Below are 23,506 nucleotides of genomic sequence, written 5' to 3' on the forward strand. Positions count from 1 at the left end.
TTGTTGGCTAGTTTCCGGTCAGCAAACGGGCCAGCGGCATTGACGCGAGCGGCGATGCGCTGCGGATGTACACCCTCAGAAGAGGTTGCCTCTGACCTCTGGAAAGCCCGTGAAAGGTGCAACCTCGCATCGCCCGTATGCGGAAAACTTGTCACCGTGCAGCGACCATCTCATCTCCGCGAAAACGCCATTCTCCCGCGAGACGCCAAGGTATTCTTTCGTCGGCGTAGCTTCACGGTTGTTGTCTGCGATGGTGAGGGAAGGACGATCCATGAAGGTGACGAACGCATCGCCGATGGTATCGATCTCGAGCGCACCGGCACATTCGTCCCTACACCAGTATCGACGCTCAAGATCGACTCTAAGCGTGGTCGTGAATGGCTCTGCATGATCATTGGACAGAATGCGTCGCCCCTCGCAGACCAGATTGAACTGAGGTGAAGCGAGCGAGGGCGTGGCGGCAGCAGCCAGAGTGGCTGCAATGCTTGCGGCTCGAAATATCAGGATCATTGTCCGGCGAACTCCTCGCCCATGACGTCTTCAAGCGACAGGCCAGCGTCGTTGACCGCCTTCAAGAAAGCCAAGCCGCAGAGCGTTGTGCCGGCTTGCGAACGCTCGGCGGCCTGGCGTGCATCGGCGACTGCTGACGGGCGCATGTCCCCATTCAGAACCGTAGCCATCTGATCGAATGCCGACGATTTGGCGTAGTAGGCGTTACGGCAGGTTTCGACCGCGTCACTGAACGCGCCGCGCTTCGATGACGGGATGTCGTCCGATACCCGAAGGCGACCGATGTTGGTGCCGGTCTCGCTGCAAATCCGGCTTGCTTGCCGGGCCAGGTCGTAAGCTTCGTAGACGCTCGCGCCACGTCGGCCCATATAATCGGCCAGGTTCTTTCCGGTCACGTCACACGGCGACGCCTGCGCGCTGACCTGTTCCCAGAGCGTTTTGGCGGCGGCCGTCATGGCGGGCTTTTGCTGCGCTAAAGCAGCAGCTTCGCGTTCCTCGCGCGCCCCCTCCTCCGCTGCGCGTTCAGCCGCTCGTTGCTCGTTACGCTTCTCGCGGTCAGCCGTGGCTTGAGCCGCAGCGGCCTCCCGTTGCGCAATCTGCTCGGGAGTCGGCTCCGGCAAAATCAGACCGCCCATAGTGAACAAGGCAATGGAAGCCAACAGCGCCAGTCCCGCCCGCTTCCGAGTGCCCAGTTTGATCGCTCGGATAGGCCGGATCAGGCAAACGATGGCCACCAAGAACAGCAGCATCCCCGCGAGGCCGATAAGCGCCCCGATAGCTTCAAGCATAGCTTCCCCCTAGAGTTGTGAATGCTATGCCAGCGCGGCGGGGTCGCGCCAAGCCGCCAGGCGACGTAGTGAGGCGAAACCGGAGGAAGCATGCGTCAAATAATGATTGCGGCCGTCGCCGCTATGGTGGTCGCGGGCTGTGAAAAGCCAGATCGATCCGCCGAAACTTTCGGTTTGAGCTACGACGAATGCATCCTGAAGAACGCACGTGACGGCGGCGACCAGTCCAGTCGAACCATGGCGATCGATGTCTGCGTCCGCAGGTTCGTCGAGGACGTTCCGCTGAACCTGCGGACCGACACCGTCGCCGTGAACCGCACCGCGCACTACGCAGTGCAGGATTATGCGAACGGCGGCACCGAAGACGCCATCGTGATCGAGGTCAGCAACAGCTTCTCGGACAAGATGTTGACCGAGGTTGAGGTGATAGCCGACTTTTCGGACAAGCCCGCTCTCCCGAACGGTCAGTTTCCGGCCGACGCGAAAATCACGACCCTCACCTGGACCTTCAACACGAGGCTGGCGCCGAACGAGCAGACCAGCTTGCGAGGGACCTTCCAGGATCGCAATGCACCGACACGCAACTGGCAAGCCGACGCCTATCCGATGAAATGGGTCCCGCTTGGCTCAATGCGATGACGTCAGTTTCTCGATAATGTCACCTAGGCGCTGCGCGTCGATCTAGTCGGTGATCACGACATAAAACGGCTCGCTGATGGATGCGAGGCTCCCGTCGATTCGTCGCACGACGAATGCTTCCGCCAGGTGGACGCCGCGCCACTCAAGCGTCTCGGCGCGTTCATGGCCGAGTTCAGAGGCATAGTAGTCACCGCGCGGCGCAGGCACGTCACCGGTGTTCGTAATGCGCCAATGGACCACGAACTCTGATCCGATCGGCTCCCCGGACGAGCGTAGAGCGTGAAACCAGATCTTCTGATTCGGCTTCAGAGGATCACCGGACAAGACTGGGACCGCGTACATACTCTTCGCGCCGCCCTTCAACGTCGCGCCGACGACCACTTCGAGGTCTGGGTCGCGACGATCCGTCCAAGTCGGTCGCTGCATGTGCGGCACGCGACGGAAGTTCACTGGTATGGCAGAGCGCCCGAAAGTGACGACCAGATCGACGAGATCCTGAAGCGCAGTGCGGGCCGGAGCCGTCGGGCTAGCCAGCGCAAACCGGCCGGCGCTCTCGTCCAGCTTGACGGACGCCGCGAAGTCGTCGCCGAACAGCCGTCGCCAGGCTCTTACGCTGGCATCCCGATCGGCCGTGACGATCGCCTCATCGATCCAGCCGCGATAGCGATGGATGGAGGCTCGAAAGTTCGTGTACTGATCCTGCGTCCAGGCGCTGGCGAAATCCTCTGCATCGGCGCCCGCAGCCAAGAAAGGGTTGCAGACGGCCGGTTTGTCAGCTCGAGCCTGAAGCCAGTCATCGAGGCGGCCCATCACGGTTTGAAGCGCGGTGGGAACATCAGCGAACTCGGCTGACCCCTTGTCGGCTTCGTTGATCTGCTGAGCGAGCAGGGTCGTCAACAGCACCGACGAGCAGACAAATCGGGTCTTGATGTCACGCAGGAACTTGATGAGGCGCGTGACCTTTCGAAAAGAGTTCGAGCCTGAGTAGCTGTTCTTCTCGATGAGCCAGGCGGTGTAGGCCATCGGCTCGGATCGTTCAAAGCGGTCCGCCGATCGATTGCAGACCTCCGGTCGACCGGCGATCTCACGACCGATGACCAAGGGCGCAACATCGACCATCGCATCATTGGCGTAGGTGATGGTTGCGCAGTAGGGCCAGCCCTTGACCTTGTCGCGATAGACGCCACTCGAGCGAAACGTCGCCACGAGAGAACGGACATAGTCCGCGGCTGTCCAGTCCTCGACGGGGTCCACCAGCACCAGAAGATCGGCGTCGAACTCTCCTTGATCGACCGGGCGGATGATTGTGCCATGCGCCCAAGAGCCCTGACGTTCAAAGCACTGGATCGATGGTTCCCAATCCGAACCACGCAGGTAGGTCTCAATAGCTTCGCTGTTCTTTTCCAGCGTCTGCAGGCGAGTGGCGTTCAGGTTGACCGTGTCGCGCAGGAAGTCGTTGAAGTGCTCAATCAGCTTCATCTGTCCAACGCCTCCCACTCGGCGACATAGCCTTCGGCAGCATCATTCATCGCGACTTCCATCGCCTTGCGACGGTGCTTGTAGACGCCCGGGAAGATCAGACCGGTGCTGGCTCGGCGCAGGTAGATGGCATTTTGCAGTTCGCGCGCCTGCAGGAGGCAATCGGCCTCGCTGCACCTGCCCTTCTTGGCGTCTTCCCAGAGCGATTCGGCCTCACCTCGCAGCGTTTCCTGAGCGTCGGCGGCGTCTTTCTGCCGGAAGTACTCGCGAGCAGACCAGATCAGAATGGGCGCGGCCGGTGCCAGAACCGTCGTAACGAAACTGTCGATGGTCAAACCAACGTAGCCGGCGATCGCGAGAAGGATCATCGGCAGGCCTACACCTATGCCGATCAACCACCGGCCATAGTGGCGACGTAGCTCTCCGTCATACCAGAGGTTGGTTCGCTGGCAGATGATCCGGCCCAGATGATGAGGCGGCCGTCCTGCGGCAACGGGATACCAATCCCTCAGCTTGTCATCCTTACCGCCCCATCGCGCCCATCGACGCTCTGCCGAAGCAATATCAGGATAAGGCGCGGACTTGCCGGCCACCAACTTGTTCCAAGGCACCTGGAGTACAGCTTCATCGAACTTTTCTGCGATCTTCGCTGACAAGCGGATGCGATGGCGTTGGGTCCGATCCAGGATGAGGACGTCGAGCAGGGTCACAGCCAGCGCAGCAGCCGCTGCCCACGGTCGGATACTCTGTGCGAAGATGCCTGTGATCGTCAGCCCCATCGGCATTACGACGGTCAGGCTGAACTGAACGACCAGCCACAGGCTGGCATCGTCAAGAATGCGCTTTCGGGCCCGCAGCAGCCGAAGCTGGGGCTCTTGGTTCTGTCGCTCGGGTATCGCGTTCATGTCGGCGTTCGATGGCTGGTCGGAGACAACCTAAGCTATACCAGCGACCAAATGCCTGGACGACGAAATTCACCCGGCTGCGCCGATTGAGGCGCTATCGCATTTCGCTATCGTTCGTTGCCTGGCGTCCCCAGAACCAGACGGCGGCCCGCAGCACCTCGATCGCATCTCGCTCTGCCGGTCCGTCGGTTATCGTAAGCGCGGCGACTGAGGTCGGGTCATCCCCAGCATGTCTTGCCTGGGTCTGTATCAGCCGTTCCGATTTGACATGCTTGGAGCCATTGCAAATGCTCTGACACAACTCCAGTTCAGGACACTCGCGGATCGCCCAGGCGACCAGATCGCTCTTCTTGAGCGGCGTCACTGCCCCAATGTACCGCGCGACTTCCTGGCTGTTTCGGTTCGTCGCGGTAATGCCGTTCCAGCACCAGTCGGTCATATGCCACGCCGTTATGGCGCAGTTGATCGCGGCATCCACGCGGTCATCTGTCTCTGCGGCGTTCTCGGCTCGTTGCAGCTCCCTGGAGGCCTTGCGCGCCATGGCGCTGGCCTCCTGCATGCCAAAGCTTCCGCTGGCGCCCCATAAGGTGGTGTGCATGACAGCCATTCAAAGCGCCTCCCCGATTTGTCTGATCCGCATATGTTGCAGGCTGCACGATGCGATCCCGACGCGCCGAACGACGGCGTCAACACGGGTTTGACACAACTTCTGATTGGCCGGTAGCCTTTGTCTTTCCTCGGGGGAGGGTAGTTTGTCGAACAAGGCGGGCGCAGGCTGCCTGGGCTGGTTGGTTGCGGGCGTGCTCCTGATCGCCCTGGTCGGTAAATGCGGAGGCGAGCATACCGGCGGTACAGATGGCGTCGGGCTGAGCGAGCCTCGCCGGTCGATCCAATCCTGGCGGTACATTCGCCCTGTCTCGGCGAATTGCAGGAGCGACGTCTCTACAAATTCGGATTCGGTGGCGCGCCTCGATCGCAACGAGTTCGTGGGCGTCATTGAGTCCAAAAACGGGTGGTCCCTGATCGACCGCCCGAGCGATTGCTGGGTGCGCGACGACCTATTGGCCGCCACTCGGACTAATGACCGGACGCAAGTCCGCGGTCTCGTCAGCACCGACGCGCCATCAGCCCGCGGGTCAACGCCGCGTTCGAATGGCGGATCAGCCTACTACCGCAACTGCGCCGCCGCTCGCGCTGCAGGTGCTGCGCCTGTCCGTCGCGGCGACCCGGGATATGCGCGAAGGCTTGATCGCGACGGTGACGGCGTGGGGTGTGAATAGGGCGTCGTTCATTCGTTTCTTGAAGACTTCTCCTTGGGTCCCAGACCAACCGATCGAGTGGTTGCAGGTTGGCGGCGGAACTCTGATCTGAGAGCGACGAAATGATGGAGTACCGGTTGCCACAAGGCTGCAATCGCTCCCCTCTCGCACCCCATCACGGAGCACCACCATGTTGATCAGCCAACGGCAAATCCCGCCCACGACCAAGGCCACCTTCGGAAATGAGCTTTTCGCCGCTTCGCCGGGAGTTGCGATCGAACTGATGAATGCCATCAACGCCTGGGCAACATTGGAAGCCAAGGTCGAAGGCATTTTCGGCCATCTCACCGAAGGCGATCCGTCGGCGATGGCTGCATTCAAAGACCTGCTGGGTTGGGATCGCAGGGCGAAAGCTCTTGGCGAGAAAGTTGCCGCGGTTCGACCAGAACTCCAGGATCACGTCGCCGGCTTGCTCAACCACGTGAAGGAGGCCGCAGATCTGCGCAACGAAATCGCTCACAGTTTGTGGGGAGTAGATCAAGATGGACAGATGCTGATCAGCCCATCCGACATGTACGGACGCGTTTCGGTGCATGCGAGCGGCGAGAACGCGGACGCAGAGATGCCAGAGTTCATCTCAACGCTGTTCCGCGACGGCAGAATGGTCGGAATGGCTGAGGCTACTGCGGCTCGCCAGGCCATCGAAGCTGCCGAAGGCTTGATGCACGCGGCCTGGCTCGGCTTTTTCTCTCCCGAACGAGATGAGACGGGCGCATCGTTCGAAGATCTCATCAACTCGCTGAAGACCCACCCCGGCATTGCGGAGCGCGCTTTGAATCGCGCTCGTTGGCGCGCCCGCGAGGAAAAGTCGAAGGCGAAGGCGGGGCGCTCCAACCTTGACGCTGGTTTCGACCTCGGTTGACAGCGCGGAACCTTCTCCGAACGCGATGATTCCGCAGGGACAGGTAGGAGTTCCCTCATGTCGAAGCGCGAACTTATCGAACCGACCCCCGGCGACAAACGCTATGCCCGTCGGGACGATGACGGCCAGTTTTCCGAGCAGACCGACGTCGGCAAATCGTCGGCCCAGGACCAACGGCGTGACGCCAAGACCGAGGCCAAGCCGGGCCACGGCGATCGCGGCGATCGCAAGGACTAGGCGCGACGGCGCGCCGGCGCGCGGGCGGCTTTCGTCGCCGCCGGACGCGCCGCCGCCCGCGGGCGGGCCGACCGCGTCTTGCCCGCGCCTTGCCCTTGGAGGCTGGCGCGCAGCGCCGCCATCAGGTCGTCGTTGGCGGTGTCCTTCGGTTCCGCCGCGCGGGTCGGTTTGCGACCGGTCTGTTTGGCGGCGATCAGCGCCTTCAGCGCCTCTTCATAGCGATCGACGAACTGGTCCGGCTCAAAGGCTCCAGCCTGCTGCTCGATGATCCGACGGGCGATGTCGATCATCGCCGGCTCGGGCGGGGTATCGGAGATCGCCGCGAAGATGTCATCGGCGTCACGCACCTCGCCGCGCGTGCGCAGTGAATAGGCAAGAATGCCCTTGCCGCGCGGTTCGAGCGCCAAAAGACGTTCGCGGGTCGACAGCACGACCCGCCCCAGGGCGATCTGACCTTCGGAGCGCATCGCTTCGCGGATCACGCCGAACGCTTCTTCTGCCAGCTTGCCGTTGGGCGCCAGGAAGTAGGGATTGTCCCAATAGATCCGATCGATCTCGCTTTCAGGCACGAACCGCTCGATGTCGATCGTGCGGGTGCTCTCCAGCTTGACCGCCTTGATCTCCTCGTCCGTCACCAGGATGTATTCGTCCTTGGCCACGGCATAGCCCTTGACCAGACTGGAACGCTCGACCGGCCCGGTCTCCGGGTCGGTGGTCACCATCTTGATCCGGTTGCCGGTGTCGGGATTGATCAGGTTGAAATGAACGTCGCCGCCGGAATTCGTCGCCGTGTACATCGCGACAGGGCACGTCACGAGCGACAGTTTCAGGTGTCCTTGCCAAGTGGGGCGATACGCCATGGTCGAGCCTCCAGGCGGCTCAGGGCCGCGAGACTCGACTCAACACGATGGGCGGCGAATCGCTCCGATCAGTCGCACGGCTCGGGCGCGCCGCCCTGATCAAAGTCGAGCGTGAAGCAGTGTTCGACGCCGTCGGCCGGATCAATCACGAAAATCCGGACATGATTGTCGCCATCGACGGGCGGAGACCAGGCCTCCACATAAGCCACCGCCGCGGCCTCAAAGCTCTCGGCCGACACGGTATGGCCGTGGCTGCGTCCGACGGCGTCGGCGTAGGCGTAGAAGGACTGGGTTGAAGCTGGCGTCATGACCGATCTCCTGAAGACCGAAACGCATGACGGCTAAAACGGATTCATCGGCGGATCAGAAGATGACCGGCTCGCCGCCCGGTGCACAATAGTTGCGCCAGACCGCCTCGAAATACTGTCCCATCTGACCCTGCTCGCTGTCCAGCCGGGCGCTGGCTTCGCCGCGGTCCGGAACACTGGCCTCGAAGCGGACGAAGGCCGATCGCCCTCCGGCGCGATTGAGCGCGCTGACCTCGCCGCAGTAGGTCGCCACGCCGGCCACGATCTGGCGACGCCGAACGTTCCGGAACTGCGCCGAACTCGGCTGGCTCAGTTGCAGCTCGACGGCGCGACGCGCGGCGATCTCGCGATCGGCGCCGCGGAAATCACGCCTTGGCTGTTCGCGTCGACGGGCTTCGGCGCAGGCGCTGTAGGATCCGCTGCTGAGGCCGCGCAGGCGCGACATCAGGGTGCCGGGCGAGCCTTCGGGGTAGCCGCCCCCATTCGAACACGGGTCTGCTCCGGTGGCCGATTGAGCACCGACCGATCCGGGGACCGATGCGGTCACGAGCACCGCCAGCGCCAGCGCAGGTATGAGTTTCGATTGGTTCACCGCGGCCTCCATCAAAGATAGGAACCATAGTTCCCATCAGAGGTAACCGAAGAGTTAGGCAGTATGGTTCCTAGAGCTATCTTGCCTATCGTCGTCCACTGGCCAGATGCGGTGGGAGGATCAGGTCGGCGCCAACGTCAGGCGGCTGCGCAAGGCGGCAGGCCTCAGTCAGGAGGCCCTGGCTGACCGGGCCGGCATGTCGATGCGCTATCTGGCGGGCTTGGAACGCGGCGAAGAGAACCCGACGGTGACCTATCTGGTGAAGCTCGCCAACGCGCTGGACGTCTCGCCCGCGGCGTTCTTCGAACAGGCCTGATTACCGGCCGCGGCCGCCCTGCCCCAACGCCCTGGACACGTCGGACTGATGCGTCGGGCGGTGGTGGCCGTATACCCGCTCGAGCGTCTTCTCCGTCATGCCCAGGTATTGGGCGGCTCGTCGCAACGGCACATTGTCCTCCATCAGCCAGGTCGCTGCGGTGTGGCGGTGCCAGTGCGGCGTGATCTCGGCGGCCAGTCCCGCATCGGCGACAATCCCGGCGTAGCCCTTGCGAATCCGCCCCCGGATCGCCCGTCCCCCGTGGTGCAGGACGGTCGTGATCGGCGCAAGACCGGCCTTCGCGCGCTGGAGGTTGAGAGCGTCATCCTGCCGACGCCAGCGGCGCATGTGCCCCAACAGGCGCTTGGGAATGCGCATGACCGGGCGCCGCTTCGTGGGGTGATCGCGCTCCAGCCGACCCCGCCGGTAGATCCAACCCTTGTCCAGATCGACCCAGGCGCTGTCGTCGGACGGCTCCCACTGCAGCTTCGGCAGGACGCCCGGGCGGCTGCCGGAATAGACGCCCAGGAGCACGAACCGGGTCAGATGGGCGCGATTGGATCGCGTCGAGGCGGCTGTGCGGACCCAGCGCTTTGCGGGCCGGCGCCAACCGCGCGCCGCCAGCAACAGGGCTGCGACCTGGGTGCGACTGAGGGAGTCGCGCGGGCTTTCGCCGGCTTTTTCCGGGTAGGTGAAGACCGGCTTGCGCGTCAGGGGATGTTCGGCCGCCCACCAGGACGTCGCCGCAGACAGGTCCTCCAGTTCGCGGCGCGCGCCAGCTTCGGTCACCTTGCGCGCCTTCGTCGAATCCTTGAACGACTTGATCGGTTGGTTCGTCCGATAGGCGACATAGGCTTGGCAGCTGCTGCGACGGATGTCGCCCAGCGTTTTTCCGCTCCAGAAATCGAGGATGGCGCCCAGGCGCGCCGCCACAGCCTTGGGGTCGGCTGCCCTGGGCGCTTTGTCCAGCGCATAGAGCGCCACCACCTCGTCGATCAGGACCTCTTCGGGATCCTGCGCCCGGCCCTTGGGGCGCGCTGCCGCACGCTTGGCGGTGACATACTCGGCTAGGGCGACTTCAGCCTCTTCAAGGCGGTCCGGGCCGCAACCTGTGCTGATGTTTTTGTCGCCATCGCGGATGAAGTAGACGGCGGCGAGCGCTCGGCCGGTGCGCTTGTCGATCCGCCCGGCGCGCAGGTAGAGGCGGGCGCCTTTTCGCGGCCTACCCACGCGTGCAGCTCGAACAGGGCGCGCACGGAGCGCGGCGTGACGAACCAGCGACCGGCGCGTTTGACCGCCCGCAGGCGCCCGTTGCGGATTTCGGTGCGGAACGACGACAGGGTGAGCGGGCCGCGCGGATAGAACAGCGCGACGGCCTCCACGAGGGTAAGCGGCTCGTCGGGGTCCCAGTCGGCAGGAGATGGACGCAGCCGGATCCGCGCCAGCCCGTCGCGCTCGACATCGTCATCGATTTGTGAAAAATGTTCAGATTGAGCCGTGGAAATGGGATCCTCCTGTTTTGCGCCTCCGATGGATGAACATGGCCCGACTGCCCGCCCTCGTGGACGCCCTGGTCGCAATCGACGGGCGCGAACGGGTCGTCATCGACAATGTCGCGCGCGCCGTTCGCGAAGCCGGCTTCATCCAGACGACCAAGCGCGGGCGCGGCGCCGCCGAGATGACCGCCCATGACACCGCCGCCCTGATCGTCGGCCTTTACGGGTCGGCCGGAATGGGTGACGCGCCCCGCGTCGTCGAAGCCTTCAGCGAAGCGAAGCGCAAGCACCCGGCCGGCGCCATCAAGGATGGCCCGACCGCTCTGGGCCCCCTGTTGCGCAGCCGCACCCTGCTCGATGCGGTGGCGCGCCTGGTCGAGCTGGGGCCCGTGCTCGATCCCGTCGACCGGATCGGCGCCCCCGCCCCGGGTCTGGCTCACATCCAGCTGACCCTCCGTCGGCCCCACCTTCACGCCAGCATCAAGGTGGTGTTTCGCCAGGCCGAGGCGCAGGTCTACGAGATCGAGCTGCACTACGCCGCCCGCGGCGCGCCCTTCGCCCCGCCCTACGAGGTCGCCACCGAAGTGCGCCAGCCGATCTTCCTCACCCTCCATAAAGCAACACTTCCTTCGGGGTGAGCGGCTTGGTGGCCGGGTCGACCGGCCCGAAGAAGACGCGGCGTTCGGGCTGCAGAACCATTTCGCCTTCGATGCCGTCCAGGCGCATCCGCTCGCGCTTCGACATGGCCATGAAGGCCAGGTAGCTGTCGCGACCCAGGTAGCTGGACAGGGTCTCGTAAACCCAGCTGAGCGCGTGCCCGGTGACCGAGGCGATCTCGGGCACCGAACAGCCGCCGCGCGCCAGCTGCAGGATGCAGGTGTGACGCAGCGTCCGGATCGTCAGCCCGCTCTCCTCATAGCCGGGCGTCCGGTCGCGCAACGTCGCGAACGCCCGGCTCAGGTTGCGCTCGGTGAACGGCTCGCCGTCCTGGCGGCGCACGAACATGTAGTCGCCGTGCCTGTAGTCGCGATCCAGCAGGGTGCGGGACGTCGGATTGAGGATCGGGATGCGCACCTCCCGATTGGTCTTGCGACAGCGGTGAACGAGCATGCCGTCGCGATACTGGTGGCCGTAACGCATGTTGCGCGCGCTGGTCAGGCGCTGCCCAAGTTCCCACTGGAACAGGATCAAGCGGGCCAGACCCACCTCGTTGCAGTACAGCGCCGAGCGCACCAGCGAATGGACGTCACTCAGTTCCCACAACTGAAGGCTCACGTCCGGGGGACGGACCATCGGCCGGAACAGCAGGTGGTCCGGCCGTTTGCTCTCCACCATGGCGTGGTCGACCAGGACCCGCAGTTCGGAATAGATCGTCTTGCGCGTCCATTCGCTGTTGAACGCGCCGCGCAGCGCCCGTTCGAACTGGCTTTCGGTCGTCCGTTCGAGCGAAAGGTCGAGACGGCGACAGACGCGGACCAGTTGGCGATGAGCGTGGGCGTAACTTTCCTGGGTGCGCTCGGCCAGACGACGCCACTTCTCGCTATCGCGACGAACAGCAATGATTTCGTCCCAGAGGTCGGTGACGGGCTCTGTCGGCTCAGCGACGGATCCGGCCTGGGCCTTGAACGCGTTGAAGTCGACGTAGTGGTTCTTCGCCTGACGCTGGAGCTCGGCCTCCTGTGCGGGGGTCAGGTTGTCCAGGTCGATGCCGTCCTCACCCTCGAGATAGAGGGGCTTGGAGGACGGCCAGCCCTCGGGGCGGACGCGGGGCTCGAAGCGGAGCCTGACCCTGCCGTCCGAGCGCGGGTAGGCGCGGATATACAAGCCGATCGAATTCAAATCTTCCTCCTGTCTGGGCCCAGCCCGGCGTCGTTGCTCCTGATTTCTGAACTTTCTTCAGAATCAGGGGCGTCTTTATTCTGAACTTTTTTCAGAGTCAAGCGCGACTTTGCGCGATTGGCCATCAGACGGTCGAACCGGGCGGCGAACCCGGCGTTCGCAGGCGGGCTCGTCGGCGTCGGGCGGTTGAGCGCGTCGGCCACGGCCCTGGCGCAGAACAGGGCCTGGCGACCGTGGTCGATCGGGCCGGGCAGGCGCCCGGCGGCGATGCGACGCCAGACGCTGGCGCGCGACAGGCGCGCCAGCTGACACACCTCGGTGGTGGTGAGGCGCAGGGGCGATGGGGGCGCCACTACCGGATCGGTCATGAGCGGCGCCATCAGTTCAACGTCCCCGGCTGCAGCGGCAGGCCGCGGCAGCGACGGCGCAGGCGCGCCATCTCGGCGGCGCCTTCGTTGGCCCCGCGGCCGGCGATGTTCAAAGGCGGCTGGGCGCGGGCGATCAGACGCTGCTCGACATCACGGGCGCGCGCGTGCGGACGAACCGCAACGGACACATGCTCGGCGATCCAGGCGCTGAGCAAAGCCTCGCTGTGCGGCTCGAACCCGAAGTAGCGCTGGCCGGGGCGCGCGCGGACCTCCAGGCCCAGCGCTTCCATCAGCACCGCGCCCAGGCTCATCCGGAAGGTCGACATACAGGTGTCGTCGGCGAGGTGATGCTTCAGGCGGCGGCGCAGACTGTGGCCGGTGGCCCCGATGTAGAGGACGTGGCGGCCGCTCAGGAACACCTCCTCCAGCTTGAGGCCGGCGCGATCGAGCGAGGGATCGAGTTCTTCGGGGTGATCCAGGATCAGGGCGTACAGGCCGCCGACGTCGGGGATCATTTCGGGGTGGGCCCGCATCGCGCTGACGGGCTGAATGGTATAGGTCTGCATCGTAGTAGCTCCGTTTGTGGGTGTGGACGAAAAATGCCCATGTGGGCCATATCGACCCATATGGGCTGTTTCAGCCCACAACGGCGCTCGTAACACGGCGTTCGCTCTTGGTCAAAGTCCCTCCTCCTGCGCGATCCTGGCCCACGCCGGCGCAGCTGCGCGCGGCGCGCGGCGCCCTGGGGCTCTCGTTGCCGGACGTCGCGCGTTTGACCGGCCTGGGCCTCAACACGCTCAAGCGCGCCGAGCAGTCGGGCCTGGCGGTGGTGACGCCCGCCAATGCCGACCGGATCGTGTCGACGCTTCACGGTCTGGGCGTCACCTTCCTGGACGATGACGGGGCCGGGCCGGGCCTTCGCTTCAAAGCCGACTGACCCCTCGCCTGGCGACCCGGGCCGGGCCCTCTCAACAGCGGCGATTGCAGCGGCCGTCTCACCCGGCGCCGGCTCGCGCGGGTAGCGCGAGCGGTCGACGACCCCGGCCTGCCCTCGCCGGAATCCTGAGCGCTCACCCCCGACCCTGACCCCCGCACCCTCATGCCTGCGCGGCACCCTGCGCGCCGGTCCGCCGGCCCTTGCGCGGCGAGTCCGGAGCCGAGTCGGGAATCGAGTCCGGAGTCCGGACCCCCGAGGCCCTGCGCGACCAAATTTCGACGTGAAAACAACGCCTTGATCGAGCGCGGGCGCGAGACCGGGACTCAAATAGGGGGTGTCGCCCCGTCCGGAGATTTATAACGAAAACAACGAGTTAAAGACCACCAATTGAGACAGCCTGACGCTCGCTGACGCACACCGTCTCAAGCCGGCTCACTGCACTCAGGCGTCATCACCAACAAAGAAAGGAGCATCGCGAATGAGCAGCCACACCAATTCTTTCCTCCAGGATGCCGAGGAACTCTCCGGCGAAATCAACGTCGCCGTTCTGCATCCAAGTCACATTGACCGCGTGCACTACGGCCTGTCGGTGCTTGATCAAGCGATGCTGCAGATCGGCAGGGCCAATGGCGACGAACTGATCAACTGCGAGATCGAAACGGTCGATCTCGATGCTGATGATCTTTTCGACATCGTGTCGATCGTGATGGACCTCGAAGACCCCGCGGCGCGGAAGGTCGGCCTGACGGGCTTAGTGAACGCGTTGCGCGCGCCCGATCTCGAAGCTCTTCAGATCAGCTGCCTGGCGGTCCAGCGGTTCTGCGGCTTCGTCTCCTCCCCGAGCCACGCCCGCCACTGAGGCGGCCTTTCGAACATCCCTATCCATACCAGCAATCAATGGAAGCAATGACCTCTGACCAATTCCACCCCAGTCGCTCGATGACCCGCTTGGTGGGTCACGTCGTCGACCACCCCGATCTCGACTTCCGCCTCTGGGCCGGCATGACGTTGCTGATCAACCTGGACGTCCTTGACTCCGTCGAGGAGGCGGAAGCGGTCGCGACTGACGTCATCAGCTCCTGTCTGATCAACGGGCGCTACCAGGATCACCTGGATGGTCAGTTCTCTTCGACGACCGACGACGCCGGCGAAGTCCTCGAGGTGGACTACGACGAGGTCTACGGCGACGACCCGCGAGCCGAGGCCATCTTGACCACCATGAAGTCCTCCGACCGGGGCGTCCGCCTGGCTGCTCTGCTGGCGCTCGTGGCCGCCACCCTCGCGATTGGCGCCGATGTCGACGCCGTCGCGCTCTCCATCCTGTCCGAAACCAACCGGCCCTAAGCCTAGATCCTGGACCTGAAACCTATGCCCCACGTTTCTCATCTGACCGGACAAGCCGGCTCGACCTACAGCCCGCTGCCCACCGTTGGGACGCAAACCGAGTACGCCCAAGGCCCGTTCGCCGCTGAACTCGCCCCCGCTCTGTCTGTCCGCAGCACTGGAGCTTATCCCGAGCACCTGTACATCGGGCTGCTGACTTCCAAGCCTGATCCGGACGGCGTCGGCGGTGTCGAACTCAGCTACCCCGGCTACGCTCGTCAGTCCGTCGATCTGTCGCCGCGCAGCAACACCCATTTCGCCATCGGCCGCCCGGTCTTGTTCGAGATTTTTGGCTGTCCTGCGGTGACCAGCATCGCCCTGTTTGACGGGGCGGGTGCCGTCGTGGCTCACGGTACGCTGCGCGGCCGCTCGACTGACGTGGCGCCGCCGAGCCGGTTCGAGTTCCCCAGTCATCAGATCCTGGTTCGCAAGCCGAACCAGCGCTGACGCGCCGGTACCCGGCTGGTCCGGGTCCCGATCCCCCAGTTCTCAGTCCATCATTTTTCCTAAAGAAACGGACCATGCACAGCCACCAAACGCAGCTGAACCCCATCACCATCGCGCCGATCAGGGACCCCCTCGAGGGCGAACAGGCCTTTTTGACCTACAACGAGGTGACGGCCGCCTGGGACATTGTCCAACTCGACTTTGGTGATCAGCTCGCCATCGACGACTTCTCCGTCGGCGTGACCCACTGGCTGGACCTCGGCCCGTTGGAGCCTGGCGACGCGCAGGTGCGCCGCGAGCTGCGCCAGGTCGCGTGGGAGGAAGAACTCTCGGCGATCCAAGGCGAAGGAGGGTAAGTCAAGATTTCGACTTCGCCCCGCGACGTCCGCCCCCCTTTGGTTGTGGTTGCGGCGCTTCCATTGCCGACAGCATGCTGCCCTGACCGGTCATTGCAGCTTCCAAGTCATCAAGGCGGCGCAACACTTCGCGCATGACCCGATCAGAAGGACTGTCGTCGCGGGGCGCTTGTCGAGCGTAGCCGTATTGACGAGCGACGGTCGCGACAGCGCGCGGCGCCGCCACGGTGTCTTGACTGTCCGCGACCAGGCTTACGGGAGCAACGACGCCAGCGATGATCTCGACATTCAAGTTGCGCGAGGACATCGCCCGAATGGCGGGCCGCTTAGAACCCGGCGCCCCAAGCCAGCGCGCCAACTCGTCATAGGCGATGTCAGCGGTCGGACGGTCATTCAGATCCGTTCTGCCTTCGAGGGATTTCAGGATGAGCCGACCCAGACCCTGGTTGTCGTTCAGTACCTTCGAAGGTGACCAAGCGCCAGCGAAGGCTCCCAGCCACAACGGCGCCATCGGCATCCGATCTGTATGTCTGCGCAGGAGATCCGGCAGGGCGGCGACGCCAGGATCAACCAAGCTGGCACCGAAGCCGAGTAAAGCGTCCCGCATAGGAGAGGCTGGACCATCACCAAGTCGCTGCGCCAGCCGATCGACAGCTTCAACTCTCTGAGATTGAGACCCTTGGGCACACTCCCAGAGCTCAGGCAGGTTGAAGTCTCCTGCGGCTTGGCGAGCAATCGGTTTCAGAGCCTCCAAACCGCGCTCGGAAATCTGATCCAGAAGCTCGGTGAGATCATCAAGAAGCCGAGGGTTAGCCGTTGACCGACTGACGATTGGGGTATCGGCCAGCACGACCCAGAGCGGCATGAGACTGCGACTTGTCAGAGTACGCCGGCTCACGCTGTAACGTTGCTGAAGGTCGTCGTAGCGTCGGCTGAGGTCTTCAATATCCAGAAGATCGCCCCAGATGGCTGCCCCGCGCGCGGCCACGAAGGTCGATGTCGCCAACGCAGCCGATCCCGGCATCTCTTTCAGACTGAGTCGGTAGTTGGCCTGTACCAAGCACTCACCAACGATCGCGCCGATCCAAGCCCCCAGTCGGCGTCCCAAGCCCACCTCGGCAGCCATATCCAGACGACCGAACTCGGATTGGCGCCACACCCGGCACCACTGCGTGATCGGCGTCAAACCGTTGAAGTAGGCGGACACCCACGCGTACGTGTCTTGCAGATCGTCATCCCGGACAACGACAAACTCCGGGAGTAGTCCTGATGGCCGCAGACCAAACTGACCCAGGATGGCACCCCCGCGAGGAATGACGACTTCCTCCAAGTCGCTGGGGACGCCGGACGTCAGAGCTTCACCTGCCAGGTTACCCAAGGCGGTGGCGAAGCCCTCTCGGTCCACTGTGCGGAACATGAGTGGCAGGTGCATCCCCGAGCCTTAGAAGATCGAACCAAGAGGCGGAAGGGTATTCGACTTGGGCGTCATGTGCCCAGGCAGTGGTTTCACATGATAGAGGACCAGCTCGGTTTTTGCGCGGGTCACAGCAGTGAACGCCAACTCCCTCATGCCGGTCCGGAATTTTTCGGCGCCGAGCAGATGGACAGCCCTGAATTCAGAGCCTTTCGCCGAGTTGACCGTCATTACGCGAATGAGAGAGTTCGGACCGAACGGCTGGTACGCGTCCTCCTTCTGGATGATGGAGATCGGGCTCAAGTCTTCGTCGCTGCTAATGGCCTCCCAGAATCCATCCCTCATCGCGCGGGTGTGACAAATGACACCGATCGGCTCGTCAGTGATGTAGCGCCGCTGCACTTTGATGCGCTCGATGCACGCCGCATACTGGGCATTGAGGTTGGCCGAAGGGACCACATCGACAGACGACTCCCTTTGGTCCTCATCGTAGTTTGATCCTTCCTCGAGCGTCTGCCCACCGGGTGGCGGCGGGAGGATCTTGTCGGCGAAGGCACAGATTTTTCGTCCTACGCGGTAGTGGGTATCCAGTTCCAACACCTTGTCGACCATCCCCTCGATCGTCGGGAGACCTTCTCGATGCTCATAGATACGTTGCCGCGCATCACCGGCCGCGTTGATCCGGTCTGTTACCCGCTGGATAATCGCTAGTTCATCAGCTCTGAGGTCCTGAACCTCGTCGACAAACACGACATCGTAGAGCTCACCAATCTTGTTCCCGTCGAGCAGGCGGTTCAGCTCTTCGATCACCGCTTCTCGCTGAGCATCGAAGTCGCCATCGGGCTCGTAGTCGCCGCCATGCTCTTTGATCGTTCGGATACCCCATCCCATGAACGTCATGATTTCATTGGGTTGGAGCTGGTCAGCACGAACGACGTTCGGGCCCGCTCGGAGAAACTCCGTCAGAGTGCGGGTGAATGTCAGGAAAAGCATGCGAGGCGCGACGGACCTGACATAGTTCGCCCGCAAGATGAGGATGTTCGTTTTCCCAGACCCCGGCGGTCCGATAATGAGGAGCGAGCTATCGGGCCCTTCTGCAAGGACCTTGAGCTGGGATTCGTCGAGATCCGCCGGATCTACCCACCACGTCTCATTCATCGGTCGTCTCTTCCTCGGTTTCGCCATCTTGCGCGGCGTCTAGAGCAAACAGGATCAGCTCACGCAGCTGTCCCACAATGGCCTCCTTCTCGAGGCCGGGACCCTCCTCGTAAATCTCGAGCAGGGGAGCGCCTTCTGCGGCAGCGCCGTCATCAATGCTAAGTGCAAGGTAGGGGCCGTCTTCTGCTCGCTCTAATCGCAGGCACAGCTCAAGCCCGAGCGATTTGAGTTGCAGAGTCCAACTGACACCGGTCGCATCCTTTTCGGCCTTAAGCAGATGTGGGCCGATGATCGCCTTTTCCGCGTCCAACGCGGACCGGATCCACCCTGCGACCTTTGCTGTCCAGAGTCGGAGCGACGGGCCTGCGGCCTCCGGTTCTCGGTCTGGTCGCTGCGCGGCCAAGCGCCGTCGGACCGCTTCTGTACTATCGACGGGCTGAGCGAGATCGCTAAGTTTTACGCCAGCGAGGCGCTTGGCGGGGTCTTTCTGAAGCGCCGCTCGACAGAGCGAAACCAAACGCGCTGGAAGGTTCTTGTTGAAGAGCATCGGCCTGTTGAACGTGACGGCCTTGAACAGCACGTACTTGTTCTTGGACTTCACCTCTTCGTCGAAGATCGGCCGCTTCATGATCATGTCATGCAGGACTGCTCCGACCTGGTAGACGTTCAGTGCTTCGAAGCCTTCTTCACCCTTGGCTTCGTCACGGGAGAGGTACTCCGGCGGGCTGTACTGGGTGGTTGCGACGAACCGTTTGCTGTCCGTGCCTCCACCTTCTTCCGGATTCATGCGGCGTAGAACACCAAGGTCAAGCAACTTGAGCTGGCTGAAGTCCGGCGCGATCGCAATATTCGCAGGCTTAATGTCCCGATGCACAAGCTGACGGCTGTCGAGGAAGCGCACAGCCTCTACGAGCTGACGCAGCAGGTCCTCGACCCGGTCATCGGGAAGTTCAGCAATGTGTTTGTCGAGAGTCTTCCATGGGCACAGCTCCATGATGAGGTAATGGGTTTCGCCCGCCGGGTACTCGCCTATCTCGAAAATCTCGACCAAATACTTGTTGCCGTGGCCCTTCAGCTCTTCCTGAAGAACGACGCGCCGGACTTCGATGGCGGCGTCGTCACCCTCGAAAAAGCTCGGATCGTAGACCTTCAGAGCGGCAGGACCGTGCTCCGGATGCTTGATTTCAAAGACCGCTCCAGAGGCTCCCGCATCGATGTAGTCGACGAGTTCCCAGCCTTTTTCAGCGACCAGATCGGCCGCCAGCTTTTTCACGTGGTCCAGGTTCATTCTTCGATAGCCTCCGCTTCGACAGCCGGTGGCGAGCCGTTTTCTACGGGCACGCGACTACGGATTTCGCGAACGATGATTGTTGGGATGTCCATACCGTCGAACTGATCGATGTGTTCGGCGATCCAGTCCCGGCAACCTTCGAGATCTAGGTTGTCGTCAGCCATCTTCTCGTACAGGGCGACCGCGCTCATCCTGGAGAGTCCCAGTTCCATGAGGTTGAGCAGCGTCACATTCGAGATGCCGAACTCGAGAGCCAATCCCATCTCCAGGCCGTCCGGAATCAAATCCTGACGGCCAATCCTCTCGAGATGGAGTTTCAACACATCCATGTAGGCCGCGAGGAATTTCGGCGCTGCGAACCGCGCGGTCTGTTCGACCAGCTTCATCGTGCTCAGGATCAGGTCGGCGATCTTGTAGGGCCGCTTCTTCTCCTCGTTGTACTTGATGCGGGCCTTGATGATCCGCGCCAACGACATTCCCTGGAGCCACTCCACGACGACCAAGGCATCCAGCGGGACACGGGCCTCGGGCAAGAAGGCACCGTACATGTGGCTATTCACCCGGCTCATCATTGCGATGAGACGCTGATAGGCGTCATCGCTTTCCACCGGAGCGGGGAGCAGATTCTCCACGTTGGACGACTTCTCGAAGTAGGCCAGCAACTTCTGAAGACCCAGGGGGCTGACGCCTGAATGCCGTGCGATGAGATCGTCGGGAAGGTCGATCGACTTGGCTAGGTCACCAACCGACTTCTGCAACAGAGCGAGAGCAAACGGGTCGTGACGCTTCGCAAAAGGCGCATCCGTAATCGAACCCTCGCGCAGGTAAGTCGACAGCAGATAGCCGGACACCTGCTCGAACTGTGCGTTCTGGCTGAGCGCGCGCGGTGACATCTCGCTGCGGCGATCGAGGAAGCCCAAGAGCTCCTGAGGCTGATCGAGCACAACATCCGTCTCACGCCGAATGGGATGGCGAGTACGCGCCGGGACACCGTTTGGCCAAGCGTCGATCTTGTGCGGCTCGATGCAGATGATCGAGCCTTGGAACTCGTCACCCCATCGGCCGGCCCTGCCCGCCAGATTCCAGAAATCATGCGGCTCCATCGGCTTACCGAGCCCCTTGCGCGGACCTCGAAGGACGATGTTACGACACGAGAGGTTCACCCCCTCGATGAGCGTCGAAGTGCACACGAGGAAGCGGATCTTCCCTATTCGGAAGAGCCTCTCGATCTCGTTGCGCAGCAGCGAGGGCATGTTGCCGTAGTGGAAGGCGACCCCACGCTCGACGACAGACGCGAGGAGATATTTCTCGTGAACACCCTTGCGCGAGAGGTCCGCAAGTGCCGCCAGATCAGGATCGATTTCCTTGGGACGGGGCTGCTTCTGCATAAGCAGGAATGCGACGTCCTCCGCCTCTCGTGCGCCGTTGACGTAAACAAGGGTGCCGCCCCGTTCGCCTATGGCCGACGCGATGAAGGCCAGCTTCTTTTTGTTCGTACCCGGCGCCGTCGGAAGCTTCAGAATACCGAGCGGCTCCATCGCGTCGCCGTGCCGCTGGACCAACTCCCACTCGGTTGGCTTGCGCGGCACCTGAGTGGCAAAAATTACGTTCTGAAGAACCGTCGGAACGTCGCTGTCGATGGGTTCCTGCTTGGCGTCCGAGGGTGCGTCTTCGAGCAACGCGCCAGGGTTTTGTGTTGCAGGACTGATGAAGATCGCCTTCATCCCTGCATTCTGCCGGCTGATCCGCTCGACAGCGTCCTGAAGGATAACCCCTCGCTGCCGGTCACCCACCTTGTGAGCCTCATCGACGACAAGCAGGTCGACGTGCAGGCCTGGCACCACGTTGGCAAGCAGGTGCAACCGTTCTTGAGTAAAGACACCGACTACGCCTGATCCGCCCGCCATCGGCGACGAGAACTTGCTGGCGATCGGCAGCGACGTGACGCTCAGCCCGTCGATATTGAGCTCATTGATGAGCGCATTCAGATTGGACTCGATCTCGCTGACTAGTGCGCGGGTTGGGGCAAGGTAGATCGCAGTCGTCGCGCGCTTCGAATGCATCCAGTCCAGAAGCCAGTGCAGAACGAGATAAGTCTTGCCCGACGCGGTCGGGGCCGACGCCGAAATCCAGTCGGCAGGGCCCATCGCCCCTCGCCAGAATTTGCTCTGAAAGTCGTTGACCCGGAGGAGTTCGCCAGAGCTCTCGACGAGCACCGAGCCCGCCAAGGCTCGTCGCGTCGCCTCCATCCGAGCCGAAACCCCGAGCCTTCTGCGCCAGCCATCAGGCAGATGCCCTCGGCTCTCGGCGAGCATCACAGCGCGATGGTTGGCAACCTTGTCGAAAAGCACTGCGGCCGCATCGCGATACGGCGCCTCCAAGGGCAGTGTCATGGCCGCGGTAGCGATCCGGAGCACGGCTTCTTGGTGTTCGCGTTTCTGCGAACGACCCAGGACACTGCCGGCAAGCATGAGGCGGTCCCAATCAAGACGGCTGAGACGCGCTTCCAATCCACCGCTTGCGACGACGTTCGTGAGCTCGAGCAGCGCGGTGTGAGCTCGAAGGGTTGCAAGTTCGGCTTTCAGGCCGTCGTTGACGAGCCAGTCCTGCAGTTCATCTTGGGTCATGCATCGAGCCCCAAGGCGGTTTTGAACGCCTTCCGAAAGCCTTCAGCGGAGGGCAGTGGAAGGCAGAACAATTCGATTTCACACTTCTCGAGCTTTTCCTCGACGAGACGAGCGCCTACCCGCTCGACCCACTTCTCGACCTGTGCTTTTGCCGATTGCGCGATTTCGTCGGCGACAGCTTCCGCGTCGTTCTCTGGATAGAAGTCGGCATCAAAACCCACCAGGGCGACGCCGGCGTACCGCACCCGAGTCGAGTGCTTCTTCGTCTTGTCGAAATACAGTTTGAACGCCGCGGTGAGTTTGGGATCGTCCAGGTCCGCGTTGTCGCTCAGCAGAACAAGGTCTCGATCACGGGCCGCCGCCTGACTGTCGGGCTCGGTCAGGAAGGGTGCGATTGATTGCAAACAGGCGCGGATGGCGTCGCTCGCAGATGCATAGAGTTTGGACTCGCCCCAGAAGAGCTTCAGAACGCCGTCATCATCCACCGATGCGTAGACGCCATCAGCGCCGTGGTAGTGCATGCGGCCATCGGTCTTCAGCGCCATTTTGCATAGCACTTGGGGCAGCTTGAGGAATCGCTGCGCCAACAGATGGAGAAGGAGCTCGCCGCCCTCGCCGGACTGATCCAAGTCGGTGAAGGTCGCGCGTGCTTCGTGATAGAGGCCTGTCATAGCGCTGGTCGATTTGAACTGAGCATCACGCGCCCGCGCTTGCTCCCGCTTCGATCGCGGGATGGCGTAGTCCACGATCGCGTCACGCATGAACTCTGCCAGACGCGCCAAGCGGATCTTCCCCGACGCATCCACCGTCAAGCAATGGCAGTGCACTTTAACCTTCAGGCCGGTGCTGGTGACAACATCCCGTTCGACGAGATGAAGGTGGACATTGAGCTCGTCCGGATCGCCGACGGCGAGTTCGGCCAGCTCCAAAGGCGTGATCGAACTCATACCTCGGCTTCCGATCGCACAATGTACGGCGCGCGACGCGCCTCAAGCAGGCCCACGGCCCCCAACACCATAAGCTCCATCCAAACGATCATTCGAAACGATACGCCGGCCCAGACTTGAGCCTCAGCCCCCGAGAACATCACCACCCACGACCCTATCGAAATGAGTTGAACGCCCGCGGCTGCGATCAGCCACCAGCGGTTCGCGAAAAGGGCTAGCGTCGCCAGGGCAAAAAATAGAGCCACCGCCAGACCAGCCACGCCCACACGCACGCCCTCAAGACTGATGTGGTCGACGAAGGGGGTCCCGAACATCGCAACCAGCAGCGCGACTGATGCGCAACGTTCCGGCCCGCGTCCGAGGAATAGAAGCGAACCCAAGACGCCGAGGCTAAAGGCAGCCATCGCGTATTGAGCCAGCGTCAACAC

29 protein-coding genes are annotated in these 23,506 nt (G+C 62.8%); 11 read left to right on the forward strand and 18 right to left on the reverse strand.

The window, feature by feature from the left end:
• Positions 1 to 75: 75 nt before the first annotated feature.
• Positions 76 to 510: a hypothetical protein gene (locus tag B4A39_RS08860; RefSeq protein ID WP_292035551.1), complete on the reverse strand. Its 435-nt coding sequence runs from the start codon at positions 508 to 510 to the stop codon at positions 76 to 78.
• Positions 507 to 1,298 carry a hypothetical protein gene (locus B4A39_RS08865; RefSeq protein WP_292035553.1) on the reverse strand — a complete coding sequence of 264 codons (792 nt, stop codon included), beginning with the start codon at positions 1,296 to 1,298 and terminating at the stop codon, positions 507 to 509. The genes B4A39_RS08860 and B4A39_RS08865 overlap by 4 nt, the downstream gene beginning before the upstream one ends.
• A 90-nt stretch (positions 1,299 to 1,388) precedes the next feature.
• Between B4A39_RS08865 and B4A39_RS08870 the strand changes: the two genes are divergently transcribed.
• The gene (locus B4A39_RS08870; protein ID WP_292035555.1) at positions 1,389 to 1,937 is read left to right on the forward strand and encodes a hypothetical protein; all 549 of its coding nucleotides are present in this window, start codon (positions 1,389 to 1,391) and stop codon (positions 1,935 to 1,937) included.
• 42 nt (positions 1,938 to 1,979) lie between these two features.
• Here the strand turns inward: B4A39_RS08870 and B4A39_RS08875 are convergent, their stop codons facing one another.
• From B4A39_RS08875 to B4A39_RS08885, 3 genes are all read right to left on the reverse strand, one after another.
• The gene (locus B4A39_RS08875; protein WP_292035557.1) at positions 1,980 to 3,416 is read right to left on the reverse strand and encodes an SMODS domain-containing nucleotidyltransferase; all 1,437 of its coding nucleotides are present in this window, start codon (positions 3,414 to 3,416) and stop codon (positions 1,980 to 1,982) included.
• Positions 3,413 to 4,321, reverse strand: a complete 909-nt coding sequence (locus B4A39_RS08880) for an S-4TM family putative pore-forming effector (protein ID WP_292035559.1) — start codon at positions 4,319 to 4,321, stop codon at positions 3,413 to 3,415. The genes B4A39_RS08875 and B4A39_RS08880 overlap by 4 nt, the downstream gene beginning before the upstream one ends.
• Positions 4,322 to 4,415: 94 nt before the next feature.
• Positions 4,416 to 4,928 carry a hypothetical protein gene (locus B4A39_RS08885; protein WP_292035561.1) on the reverse strand — a complete coding sequence of 171 codons (513 nt, stop codon included), beginning with the start codon at positions 4,926 to 4,928 and terminating at the stop codon, positions 4,416 to 4,418.
• A gap of 439 nt (positions 4,929 to 5,367) precedes the next feature.
• Between B4A39_RS08885 and B4A39_RS16415 the strand changes: the two genes are divergently transcribed.
• From B4A39_RS16415 to B4A39_RS08895, 3 genes are all read left to right on the forward strand, one after another.
• A complete protein-coding gene (locus B4A39_RS16415) occupies positions 5,368 to 5,601 on the forward strand; it encodes an excalibur calcium-binding domain-containing protein (protein ID WP_349679245.1) in 234 nt (77 codons plus the stop codon).
• Positions 5,602 to 5,770: 169 nt separating this feature from the next.
• A complete protein-coding gene (locus tag B4A39_RS08890; RefSeq protein ID WP_292035562.1) occupies positions 5,771 to 6,502 on the forward strand; it encodes a hypothetical protein in 732 nt (243 codons plus the stop codon).
• 57 nt (positions 6,503 to 6,559) lie between these two features.
• Positions 6,560 to 6,739 (forward strand): hypothetical protein, encoded by a 180-nt coding sequence (locus tag B4A39_RS08895; RefSeq protein WP_292035564.1) that lies wholly within the window; start codon positions 6,560 to 6,562, stop codon positions 6,737 to 6,739.
• Here B4A39_RS08895 and B4A39_RS08900 read toward each other — a convergent pair.
• From B4A39_RS08900 to B4A39_RS08910, 3 genes are all read right to left on the reverse strand, one after another.
• Positions 6,736 to 7,599 carry a Ku protein gene (locus tag B4A39_RS08900; protein WP_292035567.1) on the reverse strand — a complete coding sequence of 288 codons (864 nt, stop codon included), beginning with the start codon at positions 7,597 to 7,599 and terminating at the stop codon, positions 6,736 to 6,738. The genes B4A39_RS08895 and B4A39_RS08900 overlap by 4 nt on opposite strands.
• 68 nt (positions 7,600 to 7,667) lie before the next feature.
• Complete coding sequence (locus B4A39_RS08905; RefSeq protein WP_292035569.1) at positions 7,668 to 7,907, reverse strand: DUF5961 family protein; 240 nt, start codon at positions 7,905 to 7,907, stop codon at positions 7,668 to 7,670.
• 55 nt (positions 7,908 to 7,962) lie between these two features.
• Positions 7,963 to 8,499, reverse strand: a complete 537-nt coding sequence (locus B4A39_RS08910) for a hypothetical protein (RefSeq protein WP_292035573.1) — start codon at positions 8,497 to 8,499, stop codon at positions 7,963 to 7,965.
• A 106-nt stretch (positions 8,500 to 8,605) separates the two neighbouring features.
• On the opposite strand from B4A39_RS08910, the gene B4A39_RS08915 reads away from it, so the two are divergent.
• Positions 8,606 to 8,815, forward strand: coding sequence for a helix-turn-helix domain-containing protein (locus tag B4A39_RS08915; protein ID WP_292035578.1), 210 nt, complete (start codon positions 8,606 to 8,608; stop codon positions 8,813 to 8,815).
• Here the strand turns inward: B4A39_RS08915 and B4A39_RS08920 are convergent, their stop codons facing one another.
• Positions 8,816 to 10,045 carry a tyrosine-type recombinase/integrase gene (locus B4A39_RS08920; protein ID WP_292035583.1) on the reverse strand — a complete coding sequence of 410 codons (1,230 nt, stop codon included), beginning with the start codon at positions 10,043 to 10,045 and terminating at the stop codon, positions 8,816 to 8,818.
• A 310-nt stretch (positions 10,046 to 10,355) separates the two neighbouring features.
• Between B4A39_RS08920 and B4A39_RS08925 the strand changes: the two genes are divergently transcribed.
• Positions 10,356 to 10,949 carry a hypothetical protein gene (locus B4A39_RS08925; RefSeq protein ID WP_292035586.1) on the forward strand — a complete coding sequence of 198 codons (594 nt, stop codon included), beginning with the start codon at positions 10,356 to 10,358 and terminating at the stop codon, positions 10,947 to 10,949.
• Here the strand turns inward: B4A39_RS08925 and B4A39_RS08930 are convergent.
• From B4A39_RS08930 to B4A39_RS08940, 3 genes are read right to left on the reverse strand one after another with little or no spacing between them, the layout of a single operon-like run.
• Positions 10,915 to 12,150: a tyrosine-type recombinase/integrase gene (locus B4A39_RS08930; protein WP_292035588.1), complete on the reverse strand. Its 1,236-nt coding sequence runs from the start codon at positions 12,148 to 12,150 to the stop codon at positions 10,915 to 10,917. The two genes, B4A39_RS08925 and B4A39_RS08930, sit on opposite strands and share 35 nt — an antisense overlap.
• Positions 12,147 to 12,518, reverse strand: coding sequence for a helix-turn-helix domain-containing protein (locus B4A39_RS08935; RefSeq protein ID WP_292035591.1), 372 nt, complete (start codon positions 12,516 to 12,518; stop codon positions 12,147 to 12,149). Before B4A39_RS08935 ends, B4A39_RS08930 begins: the two co-directional genes overlap by 4 nt.
• An 11-nt stretch (positions 12,519 to 12,529) precedes the next feature.
• The gene (locus tag B4A39_RS08940; RefSeq protein WP_292035595.1) at positions 12,530 to 13,084 is read right to left on the reverse strand and encodes a GIY-YIG nuclease family protein; all 555 of its coding nucleotides are present in this window, start codon (positions 13,082 to 13,084) and stop codon (positions 12,530 to 12,532) included.
• A 41-nt stretch (positions 13,085 to 13,125) separates the two neighbouring features.
• Between B4A39_RS08940 and B4A39_RS08945 the strand changes: the two genes are divergently transcribed.
• From B4A39_RS08945 to B4A39_RS08965, 5 genes are all read left to right on the forward strand, one after another.
• Positions 13,126 to 13,455 carry a helix-turn-helix domain-containing protein gene (locus B4A39_RS08945; protein ID WP_292035597.1) on the forward strand — a complete coding sequence of 110 codons (330 nt, stop codon included), beginning with the start codon at positions 13,126 to 13,128 and terminating at the stop codon, positions 13,453 to 13,455.
• 478 nt (positions 13,456 to 13,933) lie between these two features.
• The gene (locus B4A39_RS08950) at positions 13,934 to 14,314 is read left to right on the forward strand and encodes a hypothetical protein (RefSeq protein WP_292035600.1); all 381 of its coding nucleotides are present in this window, start codon (positions 13,934 to 13,936) and stop codon (positions 14,312 to 14,314) included.
• A 92-nt stretch (positions 14,315 to 14,406) separates the two neighbouring features.
• The gene (locus B4A39_RS08955) at positions 14,407 to 14,799 is read left to right on the forward strand and encodes a hypothetical protein (RefSeq protein WP_292035604.1); all 393 of its coding nucleotides are present in this window, start codon (positions 14,407 to 14,409) and stop codon (positions 14,797 to 14,799) included.
• Between the two features lie 24 nt (positions 14,800 to 14,823).
• On the forward strand, positions 14,824 to 15,285 hold the full coding sequence (locus B4A39_RS08960) for a hypothetical protein (RefSeq protein WP_292035607.1): 462 nt from the start codon (positions 14,824 to 14,826) through the stop codon (positions 15,283 to 15,285).
• A gap of 74 nt (positions 15,286 to 15,359) precedes the next feature.
• Positions 15,360 to 15,641 carry a hypothetical protein gene (locus B4A39_RS08965; RefSeq protein WP_292035609.1) on the forward strand — a complete coding sequence of 94 codons (282 nt, stop codon included), beginning with the start codon at positions 15,360 to 15,362 and terminating at the stop codon, positions 15,639 to 15,641.
• A 1-nt stretch (position 15,642) separates the two neighbouring features.
• Here the strand turns inward: B4A39_RS08965 and B4A39_RS08970 are convergent, their stop codons facing one another.
• From B4A39_RS08970 to B4A39_RS08995, 6 genes are read right to left on the reverse strand one after another with little or no spacing between them, the layout of a single operon-like run.
• On the reverse strand, positions 15,643 to 17,073 hold the full coding sequence (locus B4A39_RS08970; RefSeq protein ID WP_292035611.1) for a hypothetical protein: 1,431 nt from the start codon (positions 17,071 to 17,073) through the stop codon (positions 15,643 to 15,645).
• A 9-nt stretch (positions 17,074 to 17,082) separates the two neighbouring features.
• The gene (locus B4A39_RS08975; RefSeq protein ID WP_292035614.1) at positions 17,083 to 18,213 is read right to left on the reverse strand and encodes a UvrD-helicase domain-containing protein; all 1,131 of its coding nucleotides are present in this window, start codon (positions 18,211 to 18,213) and stop codon (positions 17,083 to 17,085) included.
• Positions 18,206 to 19,501, reverse strand: a complete 1,296-nt coding sequence (locus B4A39_RS08980; protein WP_292035617.1) for a serine/threonine protein kinase — start codon at positions 19,499 to 19,501, stop codon at positions 18,206 to 18,208. The genes B4A39_RS08975 and B4A39_RS08980 overlap by 8 nt, the downstream gene beginning before the upstream one ends.
• A complete protein-coding gene (locus B4A39_RS08985) occupies positions 19,498 to 22,131 on the reverse strand; it encodes a DEAD/DEAH box helicase (protein ID WP_292035620.1) in 2,634 nt (877 codons plus the stop codon). Before B4A39_RS08985 ends, B4A39_RS08980 begins: the two co-directional genes overlap by 4 nt.
• A complete protein-coding gene (locus tag B4A39_RS08990; RefSeq protein WP_292035623.1) occupies positions 22,128 to 23,078 on the reverse strand; it encodes a HamA C-terminal domain-containing protein in 951 nt (316 codons plus the stop codon). Before B4A39_RS08990 ends, B4A39_RS08985 begins: the two co-directional genes overlap by 4 nt.
• On the reverse strand, positions 23,075 to 23,506 hold the full coding sequence (locus B4A39_RS08995) for a hypothetical protein (protein WP_292035626.1): 432 nt from the start codon (positions 23,504 to 23,506) through the stop codon (positions 23,075 to 23,077). Before B4A39_RS08995 ends, B4A39_RS08990 begins: the two co-directional genes overlap by 4 nt.

The sequence above is a fragment of the Brevundimonas sp. UBA4553 genome (assembly GCF_002387245.1).
Taxonomy (GTDB): Bacteria; Pseudomonadota; Alphaproteobacteria; order Caulobacterales; family Caulobacteraceae; genus Brevundimonas.

Coding starts and splice junctions, on each gene's coding strand:
- B4A39_RS08905 (WP_292035569.1), bottom strand. CDS start 7,907: ATGACGCCAGCTTCAACCCAGTCCTTCTACGCCTACGCCGACGCCGTC.
- B4A39_RS08990 (WP_292035623.1), bottom strand. CDS start 23,078: ATGAGTTCGATCACGCCTTTGGAGCTGGCCGAACTCGCCGTCGGCGAT.
- B4A39_RS08915 (WP_292035578.1), top strand. CDS start 8,606: ATGCGGTGGGAGGATCAGGTCGGCGCCAACGTCAGGCGGCTGCGCAAG.
- B4A39_RS08970 (WP_292035611.1), bottom strand. CDS start 17,073: ATGCACCTGCCACTCATGTTCCGCACAGTGGACCGAGAGGGCTTCGCC.
- B4A39_RS08925 (WP_292035586.1), top strand. CDS start 10,356: ATGGCCCGACTGCCCGCCCTCGTGGACGCCCTGGTCGCAATCGACGGG.
- B4A39_RS08965 (WP_292035609.1), top strand. CDS start 15,360: ATGCACAGCCACCAAACGCAGCTGAACCCCATCACCATCGCGCCGATC.
- B4A39_RS08900 (WP_292035567.1), bottom strand. CDS start 7,599: ATGGCGTATCGCCCCACTTGGCAAGGACACCTGAAACTGTCGCTCGTG.
- B4A39_RS08860 (WP_292035551.1), bottom strand. CDS start 510: ATGATCCTGATATTTCGAGCCGCAAGCATTGCAGCCACTCTGGCTGCT.
- B4A39_RS08895 (WP_292035564.1), top strand. CDS start 6,560: ATGTCGAAGCGCGAACTTATCGAACCGACCCCCGGCGACAAACGCTAT.
- B4A39_RS08890 (WP_292035562.1), top strand. CDS start 5,771: ATGTTGATCAGCCAACGGCAAATCCCGCCCACGACCAAGGCCACCTTC.
- B4A39_RS08875 (WP_292035557.1), bottom strand. CDS start 3,416: ATGAAGCTGATTGAGCACTTCAACGACTTCCTGCGCGACACGGTCAAC.
- B4A39_RS08975 (WP_292035614.1), bottom strand. CDS start 18,213: ATGAATGAGACGTGGTGGGTAGATCCGGCGGATCTCGACGAATCCCAG.
- B4A39_RS08980 (WP_292035617.1), bottom strand. CDS start 19,501: ATGAACCTGGACCACGTGAAAAAGCTGGCGGCCGATCTGGTCGCTGAA.
- B4A39_RS08865 (WP_292035553.1), bottom strand. CDS start 1,298: ATGCTTGAAGCTATCGGGGCGCTTATCGGCCTCGCGGGGATGCTGCTG.
- B4A39_RS08880 (WP_292035559.1), bottom strand. CDS start 4,321: ATGAACGCGATACCCGAGCGACAGAACCAAGAGCCCCAGCTTCGGCTG.
- B4A39_RS08870 (WP_292035555.1), top strand. CDS start 1,389: ATGCGTCAAATAATGATTGCGGCCGTCGCCGCTATGGTGGTCGCGGGC.
- B4A39_RS08950 (WP_292035600.1), top strand. CDS start 13,934: ATGAGCAGCCACACCAATTCTTTCCTCCAGGATGCCGAGGAACTCTCC.
- B4A39_RS08985 (WP_292035620.1), bottom strand. CDS start 22,131: ATGACCCAAGATGAACTGCAGGACTGGCTCGTCAACGACGGCCTGAAA.
- B4A39_RS08960 (WP_292035607.1), top strand. CDS start 14,824: ATGCCCCACGTTTCTCATCTGACCGGACAAGCCGGCTCGACCTACAGC.
- B4A39_RS08935 (WP_292035591.1), bottom strand. CDS start 12,518: ATGACCGATCCGGTAGTGGCGCCCCCATCGCCCCTGCGCCTCACCACC.
- B4A39_RS08885 (WP_292035561.1), bottom strand. CDS start 4,928: ATGGCTGTCATGCACACCACCTTATGGGGCGCCAGCGGAAGCTTTGGC.
- B4A39_RS08940 (WP_292035595.1), bottom strand. CDS start 13,084: ATGCAGACCTATACCATTCAGCCCGTCAGCGCGATGCGGGCCCACCCC.